This window comes from Undibacterium umbellatum, from assembly GCF_014284125.1.
Taxonomy (GTDB): domain Bacteria; phylum Pseudomonadota; class Gammaproteobacteria; order Burkholderiales; family Burkholderiaceae_D; genus Undibacterium; species Undibacterium umbellatum.
In genome coordinates this window covers 40,908-66,494 of sequence record NZ_JACOFX010000019.1, presented here as the reverse complement: position 1 = coordinate 66,494, position 25,587 = coordinate 40,908, and the positions used below count along the sequence as shown (strand labels likewise).

30 protein-coding genes are annotated in these 25,587 nt (G+C 48.5%); 9 read left to right on the top strand and 21 right to left on the bottom strand.

The window, feature by feature from the left end:
* Positions 1-44: 44 nt before the first annotated feature.
* Positions 45-836, bottom strand: a complete 792-nt coding sequence (locus H8L47_RS24675) for a hypothetical protein (protein ID WP_186956341.1) — start codon at positions 834-836, stop codon at positions 45-47.
* Positions 837-1,425: 589 nt separating this feature from the next.
* Between H8L47_RS24675 and H8L47_RS24670 the strand changes: the two genes are divergently transcribed.
* Together H8L47_RS24670 and H8L47_RS24665 are read left to right on the top strand one after the other, a co-directional pair.
* Positions 1,426-1,746 (top strand): hypothetical protein, encoded by a 321-nt coding sequence (locus tag H8L47_RS24670; RefSeq protein ID WP_186956340.1) that lies wholly within the window; start codon positions 1,426-1,428, stop codon positions 1,744-1,746.
* 102 nt (positions 1,747-1,848) lie between these two features.
* Positions 1,849-2,379 carry a PH domain-containing protein gene (locus H8L47_RS24665; RefSeq protein WP_186956339.1) on the top strand — a complete coding sequence of 177 codons (531 nt, stop codon included), beginning with the start codon at positions 1,849-1,851 and terminating at the stop codon, positions 2,377-2,379.
* Here H8L47_RS24665 and H8L47_RS24660 read toward each other — a convergent pair whose 3' ends face one another.
* Complete coding sequence (locus H8L47_RS24660) at positions 2,380-3,015, bottom strand: thiol:disulfide interchange protein DsbA/DsbL (RefSeq protein ID WP_186956338.1); 636 nt, start codon at positions 3,013-3,015, stop codon at positions 2,380-2,382.
* Between the two features lie 268 nt (positions 3,016-3,283).
* Here H8L47_RS24660 and H8L47_RS24655 point away from each other — a divergent pair, with 268 nt between their 5' ends.
* From H8L47_RS24655 to H8L47_RS24640, 4 genes are read left to right on the top strand one after another with little or no spacing between them, the layout of a single operon-like run.
* Complete coding sequence (locus tag H8L47_RS24655; protein WP_186956337.1) at positions 3,284-4,162, top strand: V-type ATP synthase subunit I domain-containing protein; 879 nt, start codon at positions 3,284-3,286, stop codon at positions 4,160-4,162.
* On the top strand, positions 4,162-4,602 hold the full coding sequence (locus H8L47_RS24650) for a hypothetical protein (RefSeq protein WP_186956336.1): 441 nt from the start codon (positions 4,162-4,164) through the stop codon (positions 4,600-4,602). The genes H8L47_RS24655 and H8L47_RS24650 overlap by 1 nt, the downstream gene beginning before the upstream one ends.
* Positions 4,599-5,252 (top strand): hypothetical protein, encoded by a 654-nt coding sequence (locus H8L47_RS24645; protein ID WP_186956335.1) that lies wholly within the window; start codon positions 4,599-4,601, stop codon positions 5,250-5,252. Before H8L47_RS24650 ends, H8L47_RS24645 begins: the two co-directional genes overlap by 4 nt.
* Positions 5,242-5,658 (top strand): hypothetical protein, encoded by a 417-nt coding sequence (locus H8L47_RS24640; protein WP_186956334.1) that lies wholly within the window; start codon positions 5,242-5,244, stop codon positions 5,656-5,658. The genes H8L47_RS24645 and H8L47_RS24640 overlap by 11 nt, the downstream gene beginning before the upstream one ends.
* Positions 5,659-5,728: 70 nt before the next feature.
* Here H8L47_RS24640 and H8L47_RS24635 read toward each other — a convergent pair whose 3' ends face one another.
* The 19 genes from H8L47_RS24635 to H8L47_RS24545 form a co-directional block, all read right to left on the bottom strand.
* Positions 5,729-7,162, bottom strand: coding sequence for a hypothetical protein (locus H8L47_RS24635; protein WP_186956333.1), 1,434 nt, complete (start codon positions 7,160-7,162; stop codon positions 5,729-5,731).
* A gap of 112 nt (positions 7,163-7,274) precedes the next feature.
* Positions 7,275-7,562: an IcmT/TraK family protein gene (gene icmT / locus H8L47_RS24630; protein WP_186956332.1), complete on the bottom strand. Its 288-nt coding sequence runs from the start codon at positions 7,560-7,562 to the stop codon at positions 7,275-7,277.
* An 18-nt stretch (positions 7,563-7,580) separates the two neighbouring features.
* Positions 7,581-8,834, bottom strand: a complete 1,254-nt coding sequence (locus H8L47_RS24625; protein ID WP_186956331.1) for a type IV pilus twitching motility protein PilT — start codon at positions 8,832-8,834, stop codon at positions 7,581-7,583.
* 13 nt (positions 8,835-8,847) lie between these two features.
* A complete protein-coding gene (locus H8L47_RS24620; RefSeq protein ID WP_186956330.1) occupies positions 8,848-9,792 on the bottom strand; it encodes a type IV secretory system conjugative DNA transfer family protein in 945 nt (314 codons plus the stop codon).
* A 19-nt stretch (positions 9,793-9,811) separates the two neighbouring features.
* Entirely contained in the window at positions 9,812-10,345 is a 534-nt protein-coding gene (locus H8L47_RS24615; RefSeq protein WP_186956329.1) for a DotD/TraH family lipoprotein, read from the bottom strand.
* A 541-nt stretch (positions 10,346-10,886) separates the two neighbouring features.
* Entirely contained in the window at positions 10,887-13,922 is a 3,036-nt protein-coding gene (locus tag H8L47_RS24610; RefSeq protein ID WP_186956328.1) for a type IV secretion protein IcmB, read from the bottom strand.
* Positions 13,923-14,218: 296 nt separating this feature from the next.
* A complete protein-coding gene (locus tag H8L47_RS24605; RefSeq protein ID WP_186956327.1) occupies positions 14,219-14,629 on the bottom strand; it encodes a hypothetical protein in 411 nt (136 codons plus the stop codon).
* A gap of 153 nt (positions 14,630-14,782) precedes the next feature.
* Complete coding sequence (locus H8L47_RS24600) at positions 14,783-15,376, bottom strand: hypothetical protein (protein ID WP_186956326.1); 594 nt, start codon at positions 15,374-15,376, stop codon at positions 14,783-14,785.
* A 20-nt stretch (positions 15,377-15,396) separates the two neighbouring features.
* Positions 15,397-16,482, bottom strand: a complete 1,086-nt coding sequence (locus H8L47_RS24595) for a hypothetical protein (RefSeq protein WP_186956325.1) — start codon at positions 16,480-16,482, stop codon at positions 15,397-15,399.
* A gap of 90 nt (positions 16,483-16,572) precedes the next feature.
* Positions 16,573-18,054, bottom strand: a complete 1,482-nt coding sequence (locus H8L47_RS24590) for a DotG/IcmE/VirB10 family protein (RefSeq protein ID WP_186956324.1) — start codon at positions 18,052-18,054, stop codon at positions 16,573-16,575.
* Complete coding sequence (locus H8L47_RS24585) at positions 18,055-19,122, bottom strand: DotH/IcmK family type IV secretion protein (RefSeq protein WP_186956323.1); 1,068 nt, start codon at positions 19,120-19,122, stop codon at positions 18,055-18,057.
* 16 nt (positions 19,123-19,138) lie between these two features.
* Positions 19,139-19,864, bottom strand: a complete 726-nt coding sequence (locus H8L47_RS24580; protein WP_186956322.1) for a type IVB secretion system apparatus protein IcmL/DotI — start codon at positions 19,862-19,864, stop codon at positions 19,139-19,141.
* 19 nt (positions 19,865-19,883) lie between these two features.
* A complete protein-coding gene (locus H8L47_RS24575; protein ID WP_186956321.1) occupies positions 19,884-20,195 on the bottom strand; it encodes a hypothetical protein in 312 nt (103 codons plus the stop codon).
* A gap of 367 nt (positions 20,196-20,562) precedes the next feature.
* Positions 20,563-20,997 carry a hypothetical protein gene (locus H8L47_RS24570; RefSeq protein WP_186956320.1) on the bottom strand — a complete coding sequence of 145 codons (435 nt, stop codon included), beginning with the start codon at positions 20,995-20,997 and terminating at the stop codon, positions 20,563-20,565.
* 21 nt (positions 20,998-21,018) lie between these two features.
* Positions 21,019-21,414 (bottom strand): hypothetical protein, encoded by a 396-nt coding sequence (locus tag H8L47_RS24565; RefSeq protein WP_186956319.1) that lies wholly within the window; start codon positions 21,412-21,414, stop codon positions 21,019-21,021.
* Positions 21,411-22,112, bottom strand: coding sequence for a hypothetical protein (locus H8L47_RS24560; RefSeq protein WP_186956318.1), 702 nt, complete (start codon positions 22,110-22,112; stop codon positions 21,411-21,413). The genes H8L47_RS24565 and H8L47_RS24560 overlap by 4 nt, the downstream gene beginning before the upstream one ends.
* A gap of 21 nt (positions 22,113-22,133) precedes the next feature.
* Positions 22,134-22,556 carry a hypothetical protein gene (locus H8L47_RS24555; protein ID WP_186956317.1) on the bottom strand — a complete coding sequence of 141 codons (423 nt, stop codon included), beginning with the start codon at positions 22,554-22,556 and terminating at the stop codon, positions 22,134-22,136.
* Entirely contained in the window at positions 22,553-22,753 is a 201-nt protein-coding gene (locus H8L47_RS24550) for a hypothetical protein (RefSeq protein ID WP_222616670.1), read from the bottom strand. The genes H8L47_RS24555 and H8L47_RS24550 overlap by 4 nt, the downstream gene beginning before the upstream one ends.
* 120 nt (positions 22,754-22,873) lie before the next feature.
* Positions 22,874-23,476 carry a hypothetical protein gene (locus H8L47_RS24545; protein ID WP_186956315.1) on the bottom strand — a complete coding sequence of 201 codons (603 nt, stop codon included), beginning with the start codon at positions 23,474-23,476 and terminating at the stop codon, positions 22,874-22,876.
* Positions 23,477-23,612: 136 nt separating this feature from the next.
* Between H8L47_RS24545 and H8L47_RS24540 the strand changes: the two genes are divergently transcribed.
* The 3 genes from H8L47_RS24540 (at position 23,613) to H8L47_RS24530 (ending at position 25,586) form a co-directional block, all read left to right on the top strand.
* Complete coding sequence (locus tag H8L47_RS24540; protein WP_186956314.1) at positions 23,613-23,987, top strand: hypothetical protein; 375 nt, start codon at positions 23,613-23,615, stop codon at positions 23,985-23,987.
* Between the two features lie 98 nt (positions 23,988-24,085).
* Positions 24,086-24,463: a hypothetical protein gene (locus tag H8L47_RS24535; protein WP_186956313.1), complete on the top strand. Its 378-nt coding sequence runs from the start codon at positions 24,086-24,088 to the stop codon at positions 24,461-24,463.
* A gap of 112 nt (positions 24,464-24,575) precedes the next feature.
* Positions 24,576-25,586, top strand: a complete 1,011-nt coding sequence (locus tag H8L47_RS24530) for a hypothetical protein (protein WP_186956312.1) — start codon at positions 24,576-24,578, stop codon at positions 25,584-25,586.
* The last annotated feature ends 1 nt before the right edge of the window (position 25,587 follow it).

Genomic DNA, 25,587 nt, shown 5'->3' with positions numbered 1-25,587 from the left:
ACAAAGCGTTAAACACCATAAAAGATTATCACTGCGCAGGCATATTATGCACGGATTGATTCCCGGCATCCCAGAAAAGCACCGGACAACAAGCCTTCCAGATTAAAATATATCTGAGTTTCACGTACCGTGGATAAATCTGCCGTTGACTTGGCAATCACATGCAATAGACGAGAAATAAAGACTGGTTCGGGAAGATGCCCCTGTCCAGCCTGCTTAAAGAAAACGCTATCCACCATAGAAAACAAGTGCATTTCGTCCTGACTAAGGGAGGCAGCTCTACAGCTTATTGCTCCAAAAAAAGCCGCCAGCACCCTGCACAACGAGTAACTACACGTACTTTCATTTTTCTCTGCCATTTCCGTCAGCACATGCACCATTGCTTCAAGCCCTGCACTATCCTGCTTGCGCAAAAATGCCAGTATTGCAGCCTGATAGGCATCACGCGAGATGCCGCAAGCTGCATCCCGGAAACAGCCACTCAAGCCCTCTTCAATGTCCCAAAACAGAAAGGGAGCATAAAAATTGCCACAAGGCGGTGGTGGACGTCCTGACACATCCGATAGCAGCAAGGCTTCTTCATAAAAAAACAGTGTCGGCCCCGCACCAAGATGGACAGCGTCCCTCAAATAAGAAGTCAGTATCATCAGGGCACGTTTAAAGATTCGGACTTCCCTTGCACCCAGTCTAGCTTGCGAAAACGTTTGCTGCACTTCTTTCGCAAAAGTGGTCGGTGCCACGAATCCAGCAACACGCAACATATCAGTCGCATAAGACAAGCCAGAATACACCAATGGGTCTGGTGTACCTGCATTCCCCGAGATGATTCTACTCATATCACTCAGTGCGGCAATCGCACTTTCACAAGCGAGAGAGGACACCATATCAAGTTCATGCCGCCACATTGATCCGCACCTTTTCTGCAATTAAACAATCAAGGGAGTGAGAACAAGCAAATTTATTCTCAGAGATGCCCGCTCTTGCAAACCAGCCTATGTCGAGTGTAAAGAATTATGGCTCGCATTCAGCACTTAGTCAAAAAATAACTCCACACCACATAAATTAATTATACAAACAAAAGTAATAAATTTAACAGTATTATACCGACAATCAATTCTAATTACTAATAGAGGGTGTGTGGCTAGACTTGTTCCGGGCGGGTGACTGACATGTTGTGCATGTAAACAAGAACCAGCTTGAATAAATACCTGTATTACTAAATAATAGTCAATAACTTTATTATGAGAACAAACGTCGGCGAACCGTATTGTTTCGTCGTACACGGCATGGCATTTTGAAAATAGTACGCGGGAGTCATCTCCTTTCCAGTTTTGTGACAACAACCATCAAATCTGATGAAAGCGCTGCATGTGTTGCCTTATGCCAGTCTAAATCGCCATGAAAAATTTGCCGGACCCTGAAAAAATGAAAACTCTCCGCGATGCGAACATGATCGACACTGTCGATAACAGCCGTGCCCCACATCTCAAAGACACCAACATCACACCTGGCAGCGCACTTGACCTTGACGGTGACTGCCGTCGCGATAGCAAGGAAATGAGTTTGCACGCGCTATGGCATTTGCAGCACGGCGATACAATGGCCAATGGGCAGGTCAGGCATCCCGAACCAAATTGCGTGCTGGCGCTGCCTAAGGTCCTCCCTAGCACCCAGATCCCGGCAACCCCCAAAATCATGTCAAATACTGAATTATGCACGCCCAGGCAATTTGAAGATGACTATTGAATCGGCACCTGAGTTTTTGCATTTATATCACCCGGCGATAGTCATCCCGCCATAGAATAGGGCCACCAGGCCAGGTCCGTACGATCAATAGAAAGGATATGAATGGACGAGCAATTGAATGAGCAGAGCATGCCGTGCCCTGTATGCCGTGAAACCATCAAAGTTGGCGCCTTAAAATGCCGCTTCTGTAATTCCAACTTAAGAACGACCGCTGCGGAGCAAGAAGCAGAGACCGAGCGTGTTCTTTTTTCAGGACATCCAGCCATCATTTATAGCGCATGGCAGTGGCTGGCAGTCATCGGCACGGTGGGTATCGCTTTTTTCTATTATTGGCTGGCTAGTATCTCGGTCACTTATCAAATCACCACACAACGCATCAAAATAGAACATGGGATTCTGTCAAAATTACTGGAAAGCGTAGAGCTGTTCACCATAGAACACTTTGACGTATACAAACCGCTGGGCATGCGTTTGGCGGGCTATAGCAGCATCAGGCTCAGGTCCACTGACGCCAGTTTGCCGATAATCAGCATTTACGGCGTTGCGGACCTGGAAAACCTGGCTGACAGTTTGCGGGAATGTTCGTTGCGGGAACGCACCAGACGCAAAATCACATCCATCATCCAGGCTTGATCAAAAAGCTGCTGGCTTGCCTGCATTCTTTGTATAAAACTCTTTGACCTTGCCAAGAAGGGCGGCTTCAACCGCCTGATTATCTGCATATTCTTGCGGCAGGATAATGGCGCGATTGAACAGAATAAATGCAGGCACAGAATAAATCCCATATTGCCTGGTCAGAGACTCAGCACGATTGACATCGGCCTTGACTTCCGTGCTTTTGAATGTCGTGCCAAACTCGGCTGCGGGGATGCCTTCCTTTTGCAGGAAGCGAGCGATAGAGTCAGCATCGCTCGCGTCCAGGCTCTTGTCTTGTATGGCCGCAAACACCCTGAGCCGCATTTGATGCTCAAAACCCATCCTGCGCAACGTGTAGAAGATGGCAGCTTCTTTTTCTCCAATCTTGCTATCACTCTGCCAACTGGCTGAGAAGACCGCAGGTATCTGCTCAAACGCATATATCCCTTGCTGAAACAGGACGGATTGCTTGGCTTGCCAGCTTGCGATAGTAGGCTCGACGGCGCGGCAGTGTGGGCAGGTATACATGAAGAACTCAAGGATTTTCTTGTCTTCGGGCTGCGCCGCCATGGCGGCCTGCATCATTTCCCTGGACTTGCCCGAGTCAGCACAGGCAAGCAGAACGCTAGACATCAGGAAAACTCCTGATATTTTGAGGAATGTATTCCACGCAGCATGTTTTTGCATTTTTTTGCTCAAATTCCGGAGTAGTTTCATTATTACATTGTGCATCAATGTAAATTTAATCATCGAACGAAATAGTAATGCATTTTTCAGGTTATCATCACATTCAGAATGATTTATTTTGTACTTATATTGAGTTAAACTAATAATATATGATCATATTGGCGCGGCGCACTTGCCCACCAGATCCTGGTCAAAAGAACAAATGGGGTAGCAAATGGAGTATTGGAAACTCGCCAGGTGGCCGCATTGGGCTCCAGGTTTTTTTGCCTTAATGGGTATTTTCTATGCAAGAAAGCTGTTTGAGACCAGTTACCTGACTATTTCTTTCTGGTTCTTTTTCCCCTTCCTGCTCGCTGGAATTGCCTCTGAATTATTGGTCACTGCAGTGAGCCTGAAAAAAAATGTCGGTCTGTTATCAGAAACTGAGCGCAGGCTGGCAAAGCATTTCGACTGGAAAGTGATCGCCACTTTGGCGACAGTTCTGTTTATCACGGCAGCCGTCCTGTCAAACCTGTACACCAAGGGCATACACAGTAGTTGGTACGTGATCGCCATGGCTGCATTCTCGCTGGTGTACGGCCTGGTGCTGCGGCAAATTTGGCTGGTTGATGTATTGAGTTTTCCCTTGTTTTACCTTATCCCCGCAGTAGCTGGGACGCTTGATACCATGTTGCCTCTGTTTGCCACACAGATCGTGCTGGTGTATATGTTTGGCGTGATGGTGTATGCGGTGCGCCTGACTTCCATGCTGGAAGTGTCGACTATCGCCAATAAAGACCATAGCTACGTGATGACTGGAGGCCTCTACGATCGACAACTGATGGCCTGTCTACTAGGTTTAAGTGGTGCCGCGTTCGCTCTTGCCATGGCGTATCACTTGATAGAACAAGCCAGCAGGCTGGGTCGGATATCTCTCATTATCATTCCGCTCATGATTTATATCTTCACTCATGTAACGCAGCATTACCGGGCATACGTCAGCGGACAGGGGGAAGAAAAAAATTTCCGCGAAGTGGTATGGAATCTGCGCGTCAAGGTATGCACCTGTATTGCGCTGATTTGTCTGACAGTTGCTGTCAACTGGAGGATTTGATGGCAGCCAGTACACGTGTCAGCCTGGTATTGCTGATCTATCTCTTGTTGGGTGGCATACTGTTCGCAATACCGATATTCGTGCTCATACTGAAAAACATACCTTATCGTTTTGAACTGCTAGCTGGCTTCTACGTCTCGCTATTCTTTTCAAATGTGATAAAAAATTTCATGCTGGGCGGAGGTCTCGATTTTCGCTTAAGTACCCAGGTCAACGACATGTATGGCGCGCGCTTGCAAGGCAGAGCGGGAAGGTTTGTTGATCTGCAATGCATGAGCTTATTGCGTGTATTTGGCGTATGGCTGGTATTTCCTGCCGCGTGGTCATCAAGAATTATTCCACAGACCGATTTGTTTCATGCATATGGACTGAGCCTGGATGCCTGGCTCGACACTTCATCAGCACCTTCCCATGACGAAAAAAAAAGGAGCACACCTTGAGCTACACACTTTTTCTTCACTCGCTGGAACAAAAACGGGATGAAGATGGCCACACAGGCTGTTATAGAGACGATGCTGTCAGGGCTTTGGCACAGGAGGATCTGTCGTCCCTGCTAAATAAAAATCAAGGCCAGGATAAACTGAAGGGGCACGCCATGACGAGGAACAGGCTGGAAGAATTGAATCAACTTTTGCATTCAAGCAGCCAACCAGACTTTTCTGCTTCGGATGCAGCCTGCAGCCTGCAGTCATTTGATGTCAAGTACACCAGTGCGGTTGAACGCTGCAATCTATTCTTGATACAAAAACAGTTAGCCAGTCTAAATACCCAGGCTGCACGTGTTGACGTGGCGGCCAGGCTGACAGGCATTGAAACAAAAGATATCAAGCCTGATGCACTTAGCGCGCCTGAAAACCAGATCTTGCTCAAGGAGCTGGATACGTTCAAAAAGCTCAGCATCAACATCGCTGGCTTGCTTGCCTTTGACATTTCACGACAAGAACGTTCGGAACATCTGCAAACGAGCATACAGCAAATCGGGGTTAAAGCCAGAGATATACTCAATGCGCTGTCCCCCTTGCAGCAAGACTTAAAGCGGGAAGCAGATGACCTAAAACAAGTCAATACGGGAATCAGAAATGGAACTTGAGAATGCATGTTTTTACCTGATCAAGGACAGGGGCAGCGAGAAAATCGTGTTCACGCTATCAGATGGCGTCAAGGACCGATTGCGTTTTATCGAACATATGAGTGCGGGTCTGGAAGAATCATTCGACACGGCCAAGTCTACTGTCATCAGGCGCATTGGCAATGCCACCGAGGTGTGGGAAGATGAGTTTGCAGCCAAGGTATTGGGCTTGCTCGTTCATGACGGGCTGGAACTCGATACCCTGGAATCCTTACAACTGGTTCAGAAGATACGCCAGCAATCACTGCCATTAAACGACTTGAGTAGCATACGTGGCATGGTCCATCAACTCCATGAAGAACGTAAGGAAGTAGAAGCCTCACGGAGTAATTTGTGGCACGCAATTGCGCATCGCTCTGCAATCTGATTCGTCCTCCAAAAAAAATAAGGCACCGCTTGATATGCGGTGCCTTATTTTTTGCTTCATCTGTTCTTGCTTAGTCGGTAACGATAATCAATCGGCCCAATAATTTGGATTCCACTTGCCGGATACGCTTGCCGGTTGCGATTTCAATTTCACGCAGAGCGCCGTCGAAAGTGCCAAAAAAAGTCCCGCCTGTTTTAATGTCCTGATCCTTGGTCTGGTAAGACAGTGAATAACCATTCTTGGACGCCATACGCAACAGCGCATTACGCAAGGTTTTGTCGTTCAATGAGATTTCCCATTTGGTACGTGGTGCCTCCACCACTTCGACATTTGCCTGCACCGGAAAAGAAACAACATTATTGTTGGCGGAAGTTGTCGCAACTTCAGTGATGACATTGTTGTCTACGACCGATGTTGTGCTTTGTGCTTCTGCAGCGTCAAATTTAACAGGCCTGATGCTGGTATTGGATTCATCTGAATTTGCAGCATTGAACAATCCAGTCTTACTCATTTTGTAGCCACCAGTCGCCGGTGCCGGGAAGCGGTAATCAGCACGTACCATTCTTCCTGTGACTTGCTTGCTATCATGGTCATCAACACTGATAGGTTGCGCCACAGGTTTGTTCTTGGTTTCATCCTGTGAAACAGAAGATGGCTCAGCCTTGATCTGCTTGCTACGGGCATTCAATTGCTCCAGCTTGTCACGGTATTGTGCTTCCAGCGCCTCCAGCTGCGCCATTTTTTCCTTGGTCGCCTGCTCCACGCGCTGGCTGATCATGCTGTCTATCGCAGCGTCCGACATTTTGACACCAATACTGGTACTGCCACGGCTGTCGCCAACTTCGGCCAGTGTGCGTACGGGCACTTCTACGGTGGCGATCGGAACTGTCCTTGCTTCAGTAATCGTCGCTTGTGCAGGCTGCAGACGCAGGGCAATCAAGGGTTCAGGAGTTTCATATTGCTGTCTTACTGTGACATGGCGCAGTATGCTTTTGTCTTTACCCTGACTGATCAACTGCGAGGCATAGGCACGGTTCGAGATCGGTACCAGCGTAATTTCTCTGCTTTCCCAGTTGATGTCTGCAATCAGCTTGTTCTTAAGCAGCATCCCATCCAATGCCATGACCCAGGTTTCAGCACTACTCCACTCAATTTTGTTTTTAAGATTCACGCCCTTCAGCGCGAATACACGCCATCCCTGGCTCTCGGGTACGATACCACGCAGGCCCGTGAGCATATCCACGCCCTTGTTGGCGGCTACCGGTATCATCACCAGCTCCATATCGATGCGACCATGATGCAGTGTATTGGCGGTTGCGCCGATCACACGCTCTTCACGAACATCGACAAGCTTTCTCTGTGCGCCAGATAGCTGATAAACGTAAGGGGTATTGGGATTGCTGACAACTTCAAACCCTGCCATTGCACTGGGCGCGTAAGCACTAACGCCGCCGGCAAAAATGCTGGAAACAATGACACTCAATAAACTGCGTTGATATTTCATCAGTAATCACTCCACTAGCCTGCGGCTACAAAAATTTAATTTTTATTGACACTTGATCTCTCTTCACTGAAAGGATAGAGCAGAGACAAGGAGCATGAGTTCTACATGCGGTTTAACTACGATAGCGTTTCATTTCATTCCAGTTTTTTGCATGCCGGACCTTGCCACCGATAGCGCAGCGAATCAGACGAAACACTACCATGGGTGAATACTTGAAGCGCTCCAGTATCGACAGTGCGACAATCACTGTGATCGCAACAACAAAGGTAAACATGTTTGCATGCAACAACCAAAACAACAGCGGAAATACTGCAACATAATTGATACCCAAAAATCGTAACTCTCTTGCAGAGTCGCGCCAGATTACCTTCGACGTACCATCATCAATCTCATTTGCCATTTCAATTCCTTATTGGGGTCAATTGCTGCCCAGCATGCGCTCTGCCTGGTTTGCACTGACTTCATACTTCTTGTATTCGATTTCGGAAATCATGCCTTCATGATAGTAACGACGGGCTTCATCCACCAGAAGCTGCTTTCTTTCCTTGACCAGGGAATGTGTCAAGAAAGGAAGCATGTTGACATCGTTCCCGACTTGTTCGATCAGGCGGGTTTTCACCTCATCATCAAATACCAGGAACTCACGCAAGGCGATGCGTTTGAAGTTGCCATCGTCATTTTTTTCCGTTGAAGCTACCAGGCGCTGGGTCAAAATCACTTTGGTGGTATCAATCAGATCCACCATCTTGGACACCCGTTCTTCATGTGGAAAGACGTTCACCATACGCTTCCAGGTTTGTCCTACCGAGTTGGTATGCAGTGTCGAATACACTGCCTTACCGACCTGTGCAGCCTGAATGCCGGCATTGATAGTTTCATGATCACGCATTTCGCCGACCATCAGAATATTTGGATCTCGCCGCACCGCATTTCGGATAAATTCAGAAAAAGACTTCAGGTGACGGCCTATTTCATGCTGCGCCACCATGGATGAATAGCGCTTGCACTTATCAAACACGAATTCGATGGGATCTTCGCCGGTCAGTATGCGTTTATTTGATTCTGGCTGCTCCAGAATGTATCTGATAATTGCAGCCAGCAATGTCGTTTTACCTGAACCTGTCTCGCCTGTGACCAGCACCAGCCCTATTTCTGGAAAAAGCTGTTCCATCAAATCTGGCGGCAGCTTCATGGTCGAGATTTCAGGTGGATTTTCCTGCAAAGGCCGCATGACTATCTCTACACCAGGCCCTGAAGGAGAAAGACATCCAGTGGCATTCATACGAAAACGTACTGATACGCCACGCTGCCCCTCCAGCTTCAACTCATAAGCATAATCAATGGCTTCGCCGCCACCGAGCTTGGATGGTCCATTGGTACCATACACTTCAGTAACAATGGTATTGAGTTCACTGGTTTCCAGACTGCGTTTGGTCAGTTTAAAGATAGGCTTGCCTACCCTAACCTTGACTGGATCACCGGTCTTCAGATAAATATCCGACACACCGATGTCCAGACAATGCTGCAGCAATCGGCGAAAGGAATGTTGTTCGAAAGTGTTTGGTACTTCCTTGAACGCATAGCGCGCCTCGACCGCTTCGCGGTCAAACGTCACATCCTGATTCTTTGCTAGCTTGGGGGCAAGCGAAATGGGTTGTACAAGCGCAGACATAATTAACTCGCAATCAAAAGCTGGGGAACAACATCCAGTCGCTGGAATTCAAGTTGAATTCTGGACGCTCGGTAATCGTCAACGTAATATCATCAATAGAGATGCCCGTTTTTCCATTTCCAGTAACACCAAGGCGATTGCGCGAAACAAAAGGTTTGGTGACCAGGTTTTGCAGCAACAGATATTGATAACGCTGCATACCAGAAAAGTCTTCGTTCAACATCGCCAGGTTCTGGCGATAAATCGCATTTGCCTGCTCTACACCTTTATCCCAGCCCTCAGCCAGGGCAAGATTCCAGACACGTTTTTCCTCATCGCTTTTGGGAAATAGTGCTGGGTGCACATCATTACCTGGTGTGCCTGCATCAAAGATCAGATAGTTTTCCCAGATAGGGATGGTGGTGATCAGCCGCGCCTGTTTTTTAATGCGGAAACTGGCTTTGGAATAGCGCAGCACATCCCCTCGGCCATCCTTGTCACTCAAGAGATTCTTTGCGCCCAGGATCACTGGTGGCTGCATGACGCAATTTTCATTCGGACGCTCAGCAATCAATTTTTGCGAGTAGCGATCTTTCTCTTCTTTGCCGCAATCTAGCATTAGCGGAGCAAAATTGAATATCCTGTCCATCTCTGATCTGTGTCGATACAGGAACTCCTTGATCAGTATCGACCTCGCAACCAGGCCATTGCGTATCCCCAGGCCATACGCAGCTTCACGTACAGCGGCAACGCGCAGATCGCGTATGTCACTGCCTTTAAATGGATCATCGTCGCTGCGTTTGGCTTTGGCTATATTCTCCGCAGAAAAGTCACTGAGTAAAGGTGCAGCGGATTCTCTTGCCACATTTTCTGTCATGACATTCACCGTGACAGGCTCACCCTTGCCATCGTAGGCAAAAGCGACTGATGCGCACAATGCAGCCATGGTTACTGCGACAATTTGACTTACTTTGAACATAAATGATCCGCTATCAGAATTAGTCAAAAAAGCGAACCAGAACTTTTCTTCTCGCTTCATCCACTACGATATCTGCACGGGAGCCGGCTTGTAAGCCTGCATCGCGCAAGATAGAGGCGATGGACTGCTCCCTGGCGTTGATTTTTACCATGACAGGGATAGCTGGAACGCTGCCTTCAGGTTGCATGTATTCATATCCCGAACGTATCGCCATTTGGCGCGCTACTTCCTGGATTGGCCCAGCTTCCCAGACAAAGCTGATTTTCGCAGTCATGCCATAGGGTTCTTTGGTATTGGCCGCTTTATCCATTTTCACTTGCTGCGCAGGGGACAACTGGGCTTTCTCAACGGCAGCACGGGTATTGCTTGCCTCTGCCAGCAATTGCGAGTTGCGCTCTATCGAGTCTGCAGTCGCCAACAATTGCTGCTGCAATGTCACCGTCTCGGACAAACGGGATTTCTGATCTTCTGCGACTTTGGGATTTCTCGTCTGGCAACCGGCCAAGGCTGCAGAAACAGCTAGTAGACTGACAGCAAATTTGATCTGATTCATGGTTGAAGTCTCTGAGTTGCGAACGCGCATCGTTTAAAGCCCTGTCGATACTGAAACTCCCTCTATCATCTACATCAATGATGAAGTGAAATTTCCTGTTTATTTCCGTTTTAGTGGATGAAAATCAATATTAATCAAAAACTTTAAGACAATGATAGCATAAAATAATTGCACATTTTATTGAAATTGCATTACCCAAATACAGTATTTTGAGCAAATCATGAGATTCTGATTTTCCCGCAACAAAGAACTCTGAAGCAAAGAAGCGAGCGCCACTGCAAGCTGCACAAAAAAACAAATGCGGCCAAGTAGCTGAGAAAAAATGGGAGCCCCCCAGCAACTGCAAATTCTGCGCAGTCCATGCTATGGGGGATGTAGAACAACCTGCTTTTGCAAAATCAAGGGGGCGCAGCGGTCAGCGCTGCAACGTATGTAGCCAATGACACGCCAGTGCTAGCGTAATTATTTGCACAGTACTCAAAGACGGGCAACACTGCTTGCCACCCGTCTTCAAGTCAATGCCAGAAGAAACAACATCGCCTTATACTAGCGCTGCCGCCCGTTTCTTCTCTTCATGGTCTTTTTTGTGTGAATAGACCAGCAATTCCTCTGCCATGGCCTCGATGATATTGGTATCGTCATCCTCGCCTATCATGCCGGTGGCAGATTTTCTGGCAAGTTCGCGGCGTTCGATCTCATCCATGGCTGAGCCATCCGGATAGTTTTCTGCCAATACCCTTCTGGCCTTGGATGATCCTATGGCGCGGTATAACTTATCCCTGAGAATAGTATCTTTACGTGTGGTGGAGAATGCCCACAATTCCATAGGGCCAACAGTGTTGGTCAGGAGTTGCTCGTTCCGGTGTTTCTTGGTCGAGAATATTGCCAGGAAAGTTGAACCGCCAGATCGTGGTGGATGAACCCGCCCCGATTCCAGCGCATGACGGGCAGTTTTGGACAAGCCAAAACGATCTCCGATTTCTTTCACTTGTGCCGCGTCACCGCCATCAAGGACGAAAATGGAAGTCGCAAATTCCACCATCTCTTTGTCAAAGTCATTCATGGATTGCGACAACAGACAAACCTGCACGCCCCATTTACGGCCTTCGCGCATATACACCAGAACCTGGTCACGTACCACGGGTGAATTTTCAGTTCTGTGGAATTCATCAAAGACGACGCGTTTCGGGTCTTCCTTGATTTCATCCACACGTGCCTTGTGATAGGCCTTGTAAATGGGGCGGCATTCCTGCAGATTTTCTTCATTAAAGAAGAAGTTACGTGTACCTATGAACTGTCCCAGCATGTACATGATACCGGTGCGGCGGTCAGCGGCAGCACCACCGGACTTTGCAACCTCGTCAAGATCAATCGCTACAATACGGGTGTCGCCAATATCGAATCTGGTGGTGGATGTCAGCACTGGATACTCACGCAAAACTGACTGTATCATGCGCGAAAATGCATCAACAATGGTTTCAGAAGTGGCAGTTTTAGGTTTGGTATACACATCCCTGAATGACTGATCCTGCACGACGGAAGTCAGGTCATTCATATTCGGCACCGCAAATCGCTGAGCCAGAATGGCTTCATGCACCATGCCGTGCTTGAATAATTCATCAGTGATGTCCCACCAGGTAGTTATCCCATCGGTATGTAAACCCAGTGATCTGACGGCCGCATCGACTTTTTCATCCTGATGCTCGGAGTAGCGCTTTGGACTCTTCTCTGGCGAATACAGGCGATAAGCTTCATCCACCACCATGCCACAAATATCTGGCATACCATCGTAGGGCTCGGTTTTTCCCATGGGCATAGTCAGCAGGGTCAACAGGTTCACCAGAAAAGCGCGCTCCTGAGGTATTGGATAGTGATAGCCAAGCTGGGTATCGAAAGGATTGACCGCATATTCTGGCGTCATGCGCAGACGGAAGTAATTGGCCAAATGCTTGAGATTGGGTGGCAATGCATCTTTCACCAGGGATATCAAACCACTTGATGAGGGACCAATATCGATAATAGATATCCGCGGCAGGCGCTTCAGGCCAGGCATGACGCAAATTGCCCAGTTCAACATGTTGGATAATACTGACTTACCAGAACCCGGCTTCGCAAAGATGATGTCAATCCAGGTAGTCTGTTTGCTGGAGCCCGGCTGGTAAGGCCATAGTTTGCCATCCGGGGAACGGAATAATACTGCGCCTTCTTTCCAGGACGAGGCTGGACGCTGCAAAGGCATCATGTAGACGATATCTGGCAAGGGAGCAATGGCTGGCGTCCCCATGTTTTTGGTGGAAAAACCTACCAGAGTGGATGCAACGCCTTCGAAAGGATCGCCGCTTTTATCAAACACTTCCATACCGCCCCATCCTTCGATGGCGCGCGCCAGTCTTTGTTCCCTGCTACGCAGGAGCTTTTCTTCACCGACTGGTGCCCAGGTCGCAAACGACATCGACACCTTGACGACTGTGCCCCCCTCCATGTCCTGGTAATTCTGCAACGCCTGCACGGCATTATTGGCCAGCTTGTTATTTGACGAGGCAAACGAGATCAATGCGGCAATCATGGATTTCATGCCAAAACCACGGACTCCGCCACCCTCCATCATCATGGAATAGCGCCAGGGCAAATCTGCCTCTCTCAGGCGAGCAAACAAACGCTGGAAAGTACTGATATCCTTGGGGAACAGATACACATGGACAGGCGCAATGATGCGATCACCTATGCGCAACCATTTGCCATTCAGTTCCTCAGCATCGCGCGGCATGATCTGATGTTCAATGCGCGGATACAGTATGTCGGACACATCACGGGGATGCGGATTTTCAAAAGCGCGTGGGGATATCTTGTCACCCAGCAACCGCGGCTTCCATAATTCGTCTGTGTAATCAGCATCATAGGACATGCGCGCTACCCGCAATGCCGAGTGCGCATCCAGAATTTCACAATCGAGGCCAGCCGTTTCCAGCTCCAGTTTGACTGACCGCTTGAAAGAACTATGCCTGTCGCGCAGTTCGCGTATCGCCGCAAACACATACTGGCTGTGTTTCATGACGGGCACGTTATGTTCTTTATTGAACTGGATTTTTTCTTTGGATGCCGTAGCGGCTTCAGCCTTGGTCATGGAAGAACCATGCGTCCACAACACCAGATAGCATTCTTCATGAGAAGTGTATTGCGACATGTGCGCCACTTTGGCATCGAACATGTCTTGTACATCCATTTGCAAATTTCTTGCGGTTTCTCTTGAACCATCCAGTGCATAGCTGATGTCACGCACAACAAAATCCTTGTCGCAACCAAAGACTACTTGCATGTGATGCCCGGCAGTGCCGAAAAAGGACTCAATACCCTGCATCAGTGAGCGGTGGATGGAGGCGAACTCTTCAACCCCGACCAGGAACCTGGCGCCATCGACACGAATAAAACTGATCAGAGATCCATCCTTGGCTACCAGGGTACTCTCGTCATCAGTGGTTTCCAATTCACAGTAAACTGAAGCAGCACTCCTGAACATGGAACCTGCCCAATAGACAAATTCATCCACGCCTTCAAGTACAGAATTTACTACCGACATATTTTCTCCGTTCAATTTACAACAGGACAAACAGGTGATCAACACCTCTATTTGGCCTAGACGCCAGACAAGCTGGAAGACTGGGCATAGCCTACAAATTCATCAAAAAGCGGTGAAACTGATGATGCTTTTATGACAAGGCACTTAATCCATTGCTTTCAGCTTATACAAAAGCCTCGCAGACTTGGCCTGCGAGGCTTTTGTGGACTGTCATAAAATTCCCGCAAGTTCAGGCAATTTCTGGTGTCTTGCCGCAGGATGGCTGCGAGTGCGCTGTCAGCAAGCCCAGCCAGATATCAGGTACCGAAGCTGCTGTACTGATAAGAAACTTTGTTACTGTTCTGTTTGCCACCCCAGAGAGAATCACCAGCACTACTCATCAACGATGGCAAGTACAGCAAACCTGCTGCGACAGCCAGCATGACGATAGGTGTGGACAGCGGTGTTTGCTGAGGGTTGTCCTTGTGCGCCTTGAACTTGAACATGGAGCCACCAGCCAGCGCTACGCCAGCCATGTAGCAGGCACCCTGGATCATGACTTGCACACCGTTGATACTTTTGGACGCATTCATTGCGATATCGCCGATTGATTGCGTTGCTGGGTCTGCTGCAAAAGCCAGCTCTGGCATCAGCGCCACGGCTGTGCCTGCCGCCACACCCAACACAACGCCCAGCTTGCCTTTGATACTCTTGTTAAGTTTTTTCATGGAAACACTCCTAAGCTTTAGAAATAGATGCAACAAAGTCCGGTAAGAACATCGCTAAGAATACCTCAGACCAAAAATGCTTTCAAGTTTTTATACGAACAAAAGTCAAAATAATTAGCATTTTCTGACAACAAGGGAGAGTTACCCCTCCTTTCAATTGATAATGTTGCTGATACCCAATGATCTCTGCAAAACTTCCGAAAGTGCGACGATGTTCAGACAGAAGGTGCCGCCTACCAGTAGCACGATGGCGCGCTTGGCCGTGTCCTCCTTGTGACCACCACCAGAACCCAGCATCTTGAGCGCATACCAGCCTCGGGCAAACGCAATCAGCCCGATCAGATTGACAAAACCAATGACAACCTTCGCCGCCTTGAGGCCTTCTGCATCCAGTATGCTCGACGAGGTATAGGTCATGATAGTGCTGGTCCCGAAGGTGGACACCAAAAAGCTGTCCAATGAAGAAGACAAATAAAACAGGCCAGTTGCAGCCAGCAGTGTCATCACTACCGACATCATCCCTTCATTTGATTTTCTATCTCCTATCCGTTTCAATTTGAACAGGGAAAAACCAAACAAAAACATTGCCACCACAAAACTCATCGCCTGCGCGAAGTTCCACAACCCCGGTATGCTCTCGCCAAATTTCAGCAGCATGGTCATGGCTGTTGGGCCCGCAGCAAATGCTGGCGCAGCCAGCAGGCTGGACGCCATTCCGAAGAAGAGGCGAGTGCGAGAAATTGACATCAACATCTCCAGACCTGTTATCAGTTATAAGTACGGCCACCGGCCTGGAAAGATTTTCTTTCAAAATCTATTCTTTCCAGGCGCCCCAAGTTTTCCATATTGCCACCCAACTCCACCTCATGCGTTAAGCCGTCGCGGTCACGGTACAGCACGCGGTCGCGCAAGATGGTCAATCCCTGCAAAGACAGGGCTTTTGGCGCTGTATCTGCCGCCTGACTACGCGATGGCGAGTTTGCGGACATTGCATTGTTGCCACTTGACACAGTACGTGGCAAATCAGCTGCGATCGCATTTCCAGCTTTGGCAGTGTCAAATAACATGACACGTGCCGTCGTCTCTGAGGGCGATTGCACGGATCTGCTGGCAGGCCGGACCGGTTCACGTAAGGCTTCCGGTGCAGCAACGCCTTTGCCGGAACGCGCGCAGAAACCACGACCTGGCTCATACTTGCAGAGCTCAGCTTCCAGTCGCAATTTTGCCAGACCGAGGTCATTCACACGCCCTTCCAGAAGACTGACATATTGCTCTCGCTTCTGCCCATCCTGGCTGGACGCAGCCATTGGCGCAGCTGGCGCGCTTTGCGCAACAGAACTTGACAAGACTACGTTCACAGGTGCCGTCGCTACTGCTGCTGGCACTGCCAACGGAGTCTGTGTTGCCGGATTCGTGATGCTGCGATTCTTAAGCTGCGCCAGCGTTGCCAGATCATCACCCGGAGGCAGGCTTGCTGGTGCAGGCGCTTGCTCTGCAACTGGTGCGGTGTTAGCAGTGGTAGCAGCGGCGACAGGTGGCGCCGTCTTTTCCTCTGCCTTGCGTTTCTGCTGCTCAGCTTCTGCTTTACTTTTCTGGAAAGCCTGCTGTTGCTGCATGCGCTCGTCATTCTGTACACCCTGGAATTCCATGTACTTGGTGTAACCAAATACGCCCATCACGAACAGCATCAGCCCCCCCATTGCCAAGTACATGGTCTTGTTGCTATTGCTTGCCGCCACGGCAGCTGGCGGCGTCACATTACTGCTAGCGACGCTGGTCGGACTGTTTGAAGAGTCAGTATCTGCACTATTAGTTGGGTTACCCGAAAGATCATCCCAGTCATTCATTCCCATTATTCTTCCTTATCTTCTATTCACTCTAGGCTTTGTGGTCAAAAATAAAGCTGCATTCCATCAACGAATCTACGCTGATCACCCGCTGATCTAACGCTGACCATAAGTGGGAACTTGCCCATACACTGGAGACTGCACACCGTAGGACGGCTGCATTCCATAGACTGGCTGTGGCGCATACACGGGTTGCTGGGCATACGCTGGCTGAGGCATGTAGACCTGTTGCTGACCATAGGCAGCTTGCTGTGCCGGAAGTGGTGTCGGATATGCACTACCAGCTTGCGACATTGCGCGCCTTGGATTGTTGGTTGCGCCAGTGCCCGGCACTGGCCCGCTATTATCGGCGCTCATACCTTCAACATAGACAATGTCTGCGGCAACCAGCAGGCCAATTTCTGTTTGGGAATATACTTCCAGGGTATTTGGCCGGTTCGTATAAGGTGCCAGAGTGCTGGCAACACGCGACATGGTTTTAGCTGCGCCACGGGCAAGCAACTGCTTGTTCGTCAACTCTGATTGAGAAATGACAGTCGGCGCACCGTTTTGACCATAGGTTACAGTAGTAGCACTCTGTGACTTACCCTCAGCATAACCCTGGGCAAAATCAACTACCGCAGCAAGTCCAAATTTGGTCAGTAAATGTCTGTCTACATTGTCTGCGACAGCAGCACGCTTGGTATCACGATCGACTGCAAAAATTTTGACTGGAATGGAGCGATCAAACTTTGGATGATTCAGCGAAGTAAATTGAATGACCGCTTTTTCAGAGTATGGTGCGGTCTGTCCTGCCAGGGCACCGAGTAGTTTCCCCCCCTTGAATGGACCACTGAGGATGTATGCTGTGACTGCACTTGGCTCATCGGTATTCATGCCTATATCAATAGTGCCATAGAAAATGTCTCCAGCTTTGGCAAATACCTGTTCTTTTGCTGGCGTTTCAGATTTACCAGCACTCAGATCCGGGGCACTCACATCCTTCTTGTCCGCCTTGCCATCCTCACTTCCCACATAGGCGGTATAAAAGACCCTGGCACCTGGCTCCCAGGCTTCGTTGATTTTTGACTTATCAGCCGCCAGCCTGCGCTTCCAGTCATCCACTTTCTTTTGGTGAGCTGCTTCTGCGTCACGTATCTCTTGTTCGGTAGGTTCACGCGGACCAGCGTATCTGGGAGCAAAACCATTCTCTGGATTACGAGTGGCATACATGGACGGGTCAATTGCCGACGCAGCCTGTGGGGCAGAGGCAGGTGCCACATCAGGCCGAATCGTGGCAATAAATGTTTGGCCGTTAGAATCGGCGAGTTTGGCAGCGTCTTCATTCGCAACCTTGCGCAACTCAGACTGCTTGGCATCCACCTTGTTCGTATCAATAACCGTTTTTTGATTCGCATTAGCTGGCAAGGCTGCCGTGCTGGTAGATTCACCCTGTTCCTGGCTCGCAGCATTCTTTTTGATCATGCCATTCACCGCCAGGGCTATGCCTGCGACCAGAACAACGGCGACGCCAATTACCATCATGCGGGACTTGGGGTTCGCCAGGAACGCCATTCCACCTGTATTCGTTTGAGCCATTTAAAACCCCGACACACGTAGTTCTACACTTTTACCTTCTTGCGCAGCGTAAATCACTGGTGTGCGCGCAGGAAGCTCATAAACATTGGTACCATCAATAGAGGACATGGTGCCTGTCCATGATGGTGAGCGCACTGAAGTCTTGTTCGTCAGTCGCAAATACATTTTGCCATCCAGCATCCACGCTCTGGCATCTGCTCCCTCTACCTTGAGCTCTTGCGCTTTTTCAGGCACCACACCATTCAACATGGAAAACATGGAGGAGGAAGCCTCGGGCGGCATTTGTTTTTCTATCAGTGCAGCCGCATTCGGCCCCCGCACTGGCATTCTGGCGTCAAGACGCACATCTGTTTCTTTTTGCCCTGTCACCAGGCGGACGAACACTGGGGTACTCATGCCTGCCAGGAACACTTTCAAGTTACCGTAGGCATAATCCTTGATCGGCTCCAGCGCAATTTCGTGTGGATTATTGCTGGCATGGAATTCCACAGCAAACATCGCTTTCGATGGAGCGGAAAATTTGACAATAGGCCATGGGTTGCCGGTGGAATCGGTAAACAGCAAGGATGAATTTTCATTGACATTCAATCGCATTACCGGAATCACCGATCCCGGCTGCAGATTCACGATCACAGAGGAAATCACAGCCCTGCGCAGTTGCCCATCAGGTGTGCGCACGGAGCGCTTGAAGTCGTCAATCCGGTCGTAATAGCGATTGATGTCATCCCTGGTAAATGTCACGGTTTCATCAAGCAAATCATCCAGTGCCTGTTCTTTGGGATCGCGGAACTGTGGCATTTTCAGCTTGGTACGGGGCCGCGCATACCCATCAGGCGATGGCAGCATGGCGGGGTCACTGTAACGTGCGTTGAGCTCTGCTGCCGTCATTTTGGCGGAGCTCTGCTGACTGGGTTCGGGTATGGCACTGGGCAAAGCCATTTCACCTGGCTTGGTCTGCGCCTTGGCATTGGCCTGATTCTCTGCGCTGCCCTGCCTTGCAGAGGCAATACCACCGACCAGGCTCAGTAGCAAGACGCAGGCAAGGCGGACATTTGTGTTCTTGTTCATCATCAACGGCCTCACATCATCGCTCGAAAGTACTAAAGCTATCGATCACTACACCACGGGGATTTTCTAATGGAGAAATTGCGCGCAGGTTCATTTTGATTACCAATTTTTGTTTAATTGGACTCTGTCCGAATGGGGTATATGTCACATCAATCGGCATTTCCACTTTCCACATATAGACACCGTTGGCCTGCCCTTCACCGGTGATGACGGGGCTGCCGCTGACGACAGAGGAAACCAGCATGGATTTTTCCCTGACCGTTTGCAGCGTCCCTGACTTATCAAGTTGCTCCATGAAGGCTTGCCAGCCATCGGCACTGAAATAATCCACGTTCCCCTGAAACTGCTTGCGGTAATTCACGTAGTCATAAGTGAAAATTGAAGTTACCGCCTCTGCAGTCCACGTCAGCAAGGCATTCTTGGAGATGGTAGGACGGCTGATAGGGCGCAATTCAATAATGCGCCCATCATTTTCTGCTGCGATGTATTGCGGCTTGGGGGGGTTGCTATACACATCATATAAGGCATAAGACAACAAGATTGTCAGCACCAGCAAAGCCGCCACCACTTTCTGAATAAAGCGATAGCGGTCAAGATAAAATTCAGCACGCGCCATGTTTAACTCAGGCTGACCAGTATTTTCCCTGGCATTTCCATCTACATGAGATGAATCAACCGCAGCTAGCTTCGGCTTGAGATCCGACTGGGTTTGCAATTGTTGTTGAGCTATAGAGCCAGACATCTTGATCCTCTTACACGTTTTAGGGATTCGCTGATTCAACTTTTACTGCCGCTTTTGCCGCCCGCGAAGCCTTGACCTGATCAACATTGTCAAATTGCTTCAATTTCACCAATAAGCCATTGCGGGTAGTCGCATATAAATCGCGTGAAGGAAAACTGGCATACACCAGAAACATTGCCACTACCAGAACAATATCCAGGCCGACCAACCCCAATGCAAGTACGGTCATACGGCGGAAATTATCCCGATAAAACTCAAACCCGTAGCGTCTGGTTTTTTTAGCTACGGGCACAGGCAGTTCCTGGACGGCTTTTGCTAGTTTTTTATTCATGGAAAAATTTAGAATTCTTTGAATATCTTATCATGCCATTTTATTAAAACCAATGATATATAAGGCTTTATTGGTATTTAATCCAAATTCTACCATTTTTAAAAGAAATTTATTAAGACAATGATGGTAAAAAACTAGATGATTGCATCAAAGTATTTGAATATGGCTCGTTAGCCTCAGTGAAAAGAGTTTGCAGACAATATTCGAGGTAAATAAGTGCAGCGCCAACCTGGCAATCTGCACTCCGACGGGAAAGGGGCGTTCGCTACCCGATCAAGATATCTTCAGGTTCAACAAAAAGTGAAATTAATAGACGTAACATGAATAGACGTCTGATTCATTTAAGACGGTAGTAACAGGCCTGCATCTATTCTTGCAGCATGTCCCGGATCATCGCCAGGCGGTTCAAATAAACGATCTCAGCGTTTGCATCGTCAAATGCGGATGGCGCAAAAAACTCATCCTTCATCTTGTCGAACAAGGTTTCTTGTGCTGCCCTGACAGCCCGGTCTTCAGCAACAAATGGAAGTAGCGGCAAAGTCCGGCCAAATGGAAAATTGGTCGCACAGCGATTCAATACCTGTATCACGCCATACAGGGCCGCCAAGGCTGCCGCCAGCTTTTCCTTGCCATCTGCAGGTAATTCTGCCGCCATGGCCGGGCTGTTTTGTTGCAGATGCAGGAAGTATTCTTCGGTCAAACCATTGGGCACCTGTATGGATTGATACAACTGTAAAGCCCGTTCGACATGGGGCTTATGCAAATTGTGCAAGGCTTCAACAAGCTGATCTATCAGGGGCATAATTTCTTTCACTAGAGAGGTTTATTCAGTCAGATTTACATTGCAGGATTTCTTTTTTTCACCTTGAGCCAAAGCAGCCTGGTAGCGGATGCTTGATGCCTGCCTTGAAATTTCGATCAACGACTCTTTCATTTTTTCCACATTAAATTCTTGTGGAGCTGGCGGCTGCCCCGTAGCTGCCGACATTTTTCCATCCTTGTTCTGCAATACATTCCCAGAAACTGCTCTGCTAGTCATGGGCACCCCGCCACAACTCATGATTTGCGGCCTTATCGGCGCCGTCTTTGCCCTGCCCAACAAATCCACATTGACGACTTTAACTCCACGCTCCGCCGCCAACTCTTCAGTCAATGAACCGCCGGCCAGACATGTTTGCGCAGTAGCAGCGAACATGATCAACATCCATTTTTTTTTCATAAACCCTTCTCCAGCATTTTCACTTCGTACGAAGGCGTCAAAATTTCATCGCATTGCTTGATCACTGCGAGATATCCAGGTTCATTTGTTTGCGCCTGCGCCTCTGCTATCAGAAGAAAATTCTTTGACTGACTGATTGAAGATGCAAAGCGAACCGCACGTCCAGACGGACTGATTTTTTGTCCGGATCCCAACAGGTGATATTTGAACAAACCAAAAACATCGATGTTCATCTCTCCGGCGTTCAAGGACACCGGCCTAACGACAAAACTGACATCTTCAAATAGCATGCCCTCACCAATGGATCCACTTTTCTTGAACGTCACAGAGAAATATTTCCCCAAGGTCAATTCGTAGTTAGCCGACACAGCATATTGTTGCAGGCGACTCACATTCAATCTGACGAGATCGCCATCCAACTGATCAAACTTCGATGAAAAGGCATGAAAGGTATACGCTCCCTTTACTTTTTTCTCGCACTTGCGGATCTGTCCGCAGATGAGCTTTGCTACTTCTGCACCGGCAGGTAGACGGTATATCGCCAGTTCGTACTCGTTATTGTGCTTCGGCACCTGGCCAGGCAGGCTATTCCTGAGCTTGACGACAGTCGACTCCCTGGAGTCCGTTACAGATGCAGCTTGTACCGACACGACAAGGGCAAGACTGCAAATGCCCGTGGAGAGATATCTGAATAACAAAACTCTTCCCTCTGTCTTGAATTACTTGCCACGCCTGAACAAGCGGACCAGACTGGCACGCAGGACCTGCACTACCGACACTACTGACAGCGCCAGCACCACTATGCAGAAAAAGTAGAAAAGCCAGGTTAAATAAGACTTCAACTGCGGGAACATGATATTGGCGAGGAAGGCAACCAGAAAATAAACTGTTACGACAAGCAAATGCAAACGCCCTGTCAAAAGCGAAGGCATGCGCAGAGCAAAACATAAAGGTAGCAGTTGTAGCGCACAAAAAATAATCAGGCTGAATACACGCTGCTCAAAATGTACGCTCAGAAGGCGTGTCAGACCAATCCCTAGCATCAGACAGATCACAGCACTTACGGCAAACAAAACTTGCATGGTGCCGGGGGGGAACGTCAGCGCATCGCGCTGATTGCGGTTAGCAACAGTAGTAGTCATTCGTCACTTTCATTGAGTACTTGTTTCCAGGCTGCAAAGCGTGCCAGTTGTTGCATGAAGAAACTTCTATAAAAAAAATAGCGTCCCAGCTCATAGAAAGCAACACAGACAAAAGCACCTGGCACCGCCAGAGCGCCAGCACCCGCTGCATTCAAAGCGGTTATTAGCAGCGCAAAAATGGCAATTGCACTGGTCATGCATAAGGCCAGAAAAAAAATGGTGATTGCAAGACGACGCTTTTTTTTCTGCAAAAAGGATTGATACATCATGGTTTGCTTTGCCATTCGTTATAGAGAGTTCTGGCTTTCCAGGTCCTGCTATTTCCTGGGCTGCGCATTTGGCGAAACGAACTCAGTTTTCTCTTTCAGCTTAGGGGCTACGCCGTCATCAATGCAGACGCTGCGGAATGTAAAACCCTGCGGCCTGCTTTCTTCATAGGATTTCAACTCGGCTGCCTGCAGCAGGTCTTTGCGCTGGAAATCGGCAGCGTTTTTCTTGGCGTAGGTATAAATCGCCATATAGTCCGAAACTTCGTATTTGGCAGCATTCAATTGATCATAGGCAGTAAAGAAATTAGCCTGGACTGCCGCAGCATCTTTCGCGCACTCGTCCATTTGTGCTTTGCGGATGACGAGGAGCTCTTTCTGCTTTTCATTAAAAGGCTCCAGACTGACATTTATCTCCAGCTCCCTCAGCTTGTTTTGCCTGTCGGTGGCAAAATGTCTGACAAACATCAGGTCAGTCGCGAGTACAATCAGGCGTTGCGAACGTTTGTCACCGAGAGGCTCCCTGATTTCTGGAATTGAACTTTTCTTTCCCTCTTGAGCATAAGCAAAATTACACGACATTCCAAATGCGAGTGTGGCCCAAAAAAATAGGACAGGTTTATTCATTGACTTAACCAAATTTAAAAAATACATATCCAGCAATGGTTTTTCATCATTTTAAAATAATGCCAGCAAGTTGCAGGGTGGATCAAAATTGACACATTCGGCAACAGTTGCTAGCATTCAATGAGAAAAAGTTTTTTACCTTCATTTTTATAAAGCTATTTCTATGAGCTTAACAAATATTACGAAAAAATACGAGAATGAAACTGAAAATTCTGTATTACCCGCATGGAAAAAAGAGTTTTTCCAGACTTTGACCAAGAACCAGACGGTAAAAACAGTCTTTTTACGCCTGGAGACTCAATACATACAAAAAAAACAAGCTCATCATCGCCTGGTTCCAACCATTGCCTGGAAAGTGGAACTGCCATGTTTTCAGAGTAATTCTCCAGCGCAACTTGCAGAATTGCGGCGCGAGTTATCGGCTACACTGAAAGTGAATGGTGTTCATGTTGTACACAAGACAGATGAATGGATGCGTCATCTCAAAACCCATCATGAAGTGGGTGCATCGTATGCAAGACTATGTGGCGTAGCCTGATGAAGAAACTTATTTGTCTTCTAAGCAGCGTGATGTTGCTTGCATCGTGTGGGAAAACTTCGTCGCCCGCTGTCAGCGAAGGCGTAGCATCACCAAATATGAAAATCCCGTTGACCCTGTTGCAACTGGAAATGGCTTGTGAAGACGTGGCGTCGATCATCATGGTATCCATGTCCAATCGCCTCAGAGACGTCGACGTCTACAAGACCCGCAGTTTTGCCCGCTCGGTTGCAGACTCATTCGACACCCGTTTTCCGGAACTGCCCGCCGATACGCGTTTGCAAACCCGGCGAATTTACATGCAAACCGTCAGCGATCAATATCTGGCTGAGCAGGCAGTGATACAGCATCAAGTGGAAACTTTCCGGCAGTATGGCGAAAATAAGTTCAGAGATGGAGCTATCAAGGCCTGCAAGCATGGCCTTGCCAATATTCCTCAAAATGAAGCGCTACCAGTCTTGCAATTAACAAAATAGCACGTCTCACTTCCCGCAATTTCAAACAGAAGCGGAAAATGCCTGAGACAACATGTATTATCCTGTTTTGCTTCAAGAGTAGCGGGCCAGCACGTGCCAGAAAAATAAAAAAATGAATACTCCGAATACGGTTAAAACAAAAATTGACAGCATACTCAACGAATTACCCCGCTATGGCTGCTACGCGTTTGCAGACACTGCTGCCGAGCGCGAAAGAGTACGCGCCATACTCAGTAAAATCCTGGAAAAAAGGGCTGTAGAGCCGCAGCTCACCGATTTCGAAGAAAAGATGGTCGCCAAGGCACTCAATGTCTATGAGCCATATATTGATGCCGCCATACAACGCAAACAGGCTGGCGAAATCATCATTCGCCCGCTGCATATCATTTCTTCTATACAGCCTGAACGGATAGAAACAGAGACAGGTGAAAAACTCTGGATCAAGTCTGTGCTGAAAACCCGTTATGCACTGACTATGCCTGATGACTTGATACTCAAGCTCGAAAGTGTGCGCGACTGTAATTTTCGTATCCGCATGGAAGAAGGCTTTACTGATCCCAACTTGCCTGACCTGGTCGGGCTTGCACATTCAGATCAGTTCAGCTTGCTGCCTGAAGGCTACTTGAGCCGCGATGAAGATGGCGTCCCCCTATTGTATGCGACGGCAAGAAGCACTGTGCCTTTGGCGCTGGACATGCAAAATGTTGTCAAAATAGAATTCGCCAATCGCAATCACGGCGGTGAATTGTGGCGGCACCCGCAGTACCGACTGAACGATGGCTACTTTACCAGCCTGAACATGCAAGGATTTTTATTGCGCTCAAGACTGATGGCGCATATTTCAAAGGCGCAGCAGCGCTATGAAGTCAAATTGTATGACCATGGAAATCTGATCGCTGAAACGCACAACTTTCAAACACGGCACGTAAAGCATGCACATGCTGAAAATGAGCATTTGCTGAGCAATGCAGCCTTGAAAGAAGTCATACTCAAATTTGCGCCCGCAGCAGGCAGTGCACCTGAAGATGATTTTCTGGAGAAATTTGAACCCTTGCAAAGGGAGTGGATCGCCTCACTCCGTGCAAGAGAGCTGACCCAGATAGCATTGGATTTAACGGTCTGAG

Excerpts from the sequence above, each read along its gene's own strand:
- H8L47_RS24675 (WP_186956341.1), bottom strand. The coding sequence starts at position 836 with ATGAGTAGAATCATCTCGGGGAATGCAGGTACACCAGACCCATTGGTG.
- H8L47_RS24670 (WP_186956340.1), top strand. The coding sequence starts at position 1,426 with ATGAAAACTCTCCGCGATGCGAACATGATCGACACTGTCGATAACAGC.
- H8L47_RS24665 (WP_186956339.1), top strand. The coding sequence starts at position 1,849 with ATGGACGAGCAATTGAATGAGCAGAGCATGCCGTGCCCTGTATGCCGT.
- H8L47_RS24660 (WP_186956338.1), bottom strand. The coding sequence starts at position 3,015 with ATGTCTAGCGTTCTGCTTGCCTGTGCTGACTCGGGCAAGTCCAGGGAA.
- H8L47_RS24655 (WP_186956337.1), top strand. The coding sequence starts at position 3,284 with ATGGAGTATTGGAAACTCGCCAGGTGGCCGCATTGGGCTCCAGGTTTT.
- H8L47_RS24650 (WP_186956336.1), top strand. The coding sequence starts at position 4,162 with ATGGCAGCCAGTACACGTGTCAGCCTGGTATTGCTGATCTATCTCTTG.
- H8L47_RS24640 (WP_186956334.1), top strand. The coding sequence starts at position 5,242 with ATGGAACTTGAGAATGCATGTTTTTACCTGATCAAGGACAGGGGCAGC.
- H8L47_RS24635 (WP_186956333.1), bottom strand. The coding sequence starts at position 7,162 with ATGAAATATCAACGCAGTTTATTGAGTGTCATTGTTTCCAGCATTTTT.
- icmT (WP_186956332.1), bottom strand. The coding sequence starts at position 7,562 with ATGGCAAATGAGATTGATGATGGTACGTCGAAGGTAATCTGGCGCGAC.
- H8L47_RS24625 (WP_186956331.1), bottom strand. The coding sequence starts at position 8,834 with ATGTCTGCGCTTGTACAACCCATTTCGCTTGCCCCCAAGCTAGCAAAG.
- H8L47_RS24620 (WP_186956330.1), bottom strand. The coding sequence starts at position 9,792 with ATGTTCAAAGTAAGTCAAATTGTCGCAGTAACCATGGCTGCATTGTGC.
- H8L47_RS24615 (WP_186956329.1), bottom strand. The coding sequence starts at position 10,345 with ATGAATCAGATCAAATTTGCTGTCAGTCTACTAGCTGTTTCTGCAGCC.
- H8L47_RS24610 (WP_186956328.1), bottom strand. The coding sequence starts at position 13,922 with ATGTCGGTAGTAAATTCTGTACTTGAAGGCGTGGATGAATTTGTCTAT.
- H8L47_RS24605 (WP_186956327.1), bottom strand. The coding sequence starts at position 14,629 with ATGAAAAAACTTAACAAGAGTATCAAAGGCAAGCTGGGCGTTGTGTTG.
- H8L47_RS24600 (WP_186956326.1), bottom strand. The coding sequence starts at position 15,376 with ATGTCAATTTCTCGCACTCGCCTCTTCTTCGGAATGGCGTCCAGCCTG.
- H8L47_RS24595 (WP_186956325.1), bottom strand. The coding sequence starts at position 16,482 with ATGGGAATGAATGACTGGGATGATCTTTCGGGTAACCCAACTAATAGT.
- H8L47_RS24590 (WP_186956324.1), bottom strand. The coding sequence starts at position 18,054 with ATGGCTCAAACGAATACAGGTGGAATGGCGTTCCTGGCGAACCCCAAG.
- H8L47_RS24585 (WP_186956323.1), bottom strand. The coding sequence starts at position 19,122 with ATGAACAAGAACACAAATGTCCGCCTTGCCTGCGTCTTGCTACTGAGC.
- H8L47_RS24580 (WP_186956322.1), bottom strand. The coding sequence starts at position 19,864 with ATGTCTGGCTCTATAGCTCAACAACAATTGCAAACCCAGTCGGATCTC.
- H8L47_RS24575 (WP_186956321.1), bottom strand. The coding sequence starts at position 20,195 with ATGAATAAAAAACTAGCAAAAGCCGTCCAGGAACTGCCTGTGCCCGTA.
- H8L47_RS24570 (WP_186956320.1), bottom strand. The coding sequence starts at position 20,997 with ATGCCCCTGATAGATCAGCTTGTTGAAGCCTTGCACAATTTGCATAAG.
- H8L47_RS24565 (WP_186956319.1), bottom strand. The coding sequence starts at position 21,414 with ATGAAAAAAAAATGGATGTTGATCATGTTCGCTGCTACTGCGCAAACA.
- H8L47_RS24555 (WP_186956317.1), bottom strand. The coding sequence starts at position 22,556 with ATGACTACTACTGTTGCTAACCGCAATCAGCGCGATGCGCTGACGTTC.
- H8L47_RS24550 (WP_222616670.1), bottom strand. The coding sequence starts at position 22,753 with ATGACCAGTGCAATTGCCATTTTTGCGCTGCTAATAACCGCTTTGAAT.
- H8L47_RS24545 (WP_186956315.1), bottom strand. The coding sequence starts at position 23,476 with ATGTATTTTTTAAATTTGGTTAAGTCAATGAATAAACCTGTCCTATTT.
- H8L47_RS24540 (WP_186956314.1), top strand. The coding sequence starts at position 23,613 with ATGAGCTTAACAAATATTACGAAAAAATACGAGAATGAAACTGAAAAT.
- H8L47_RS24535 (WP_186956313.1), top strand. The coding sequence starts at position 24,086 with ATGAAAATCCCGTTGACCCTGTTGCAACTGGAAATGGCTTGTGAAGAC.
- H8L47_RS24530 (WP_186956312.1), top strand. The coding sequence starts at position 24,576 with ATGAATACTCCGAATACGGTTAAAACAAAAATTGACAGCATACTCAAC.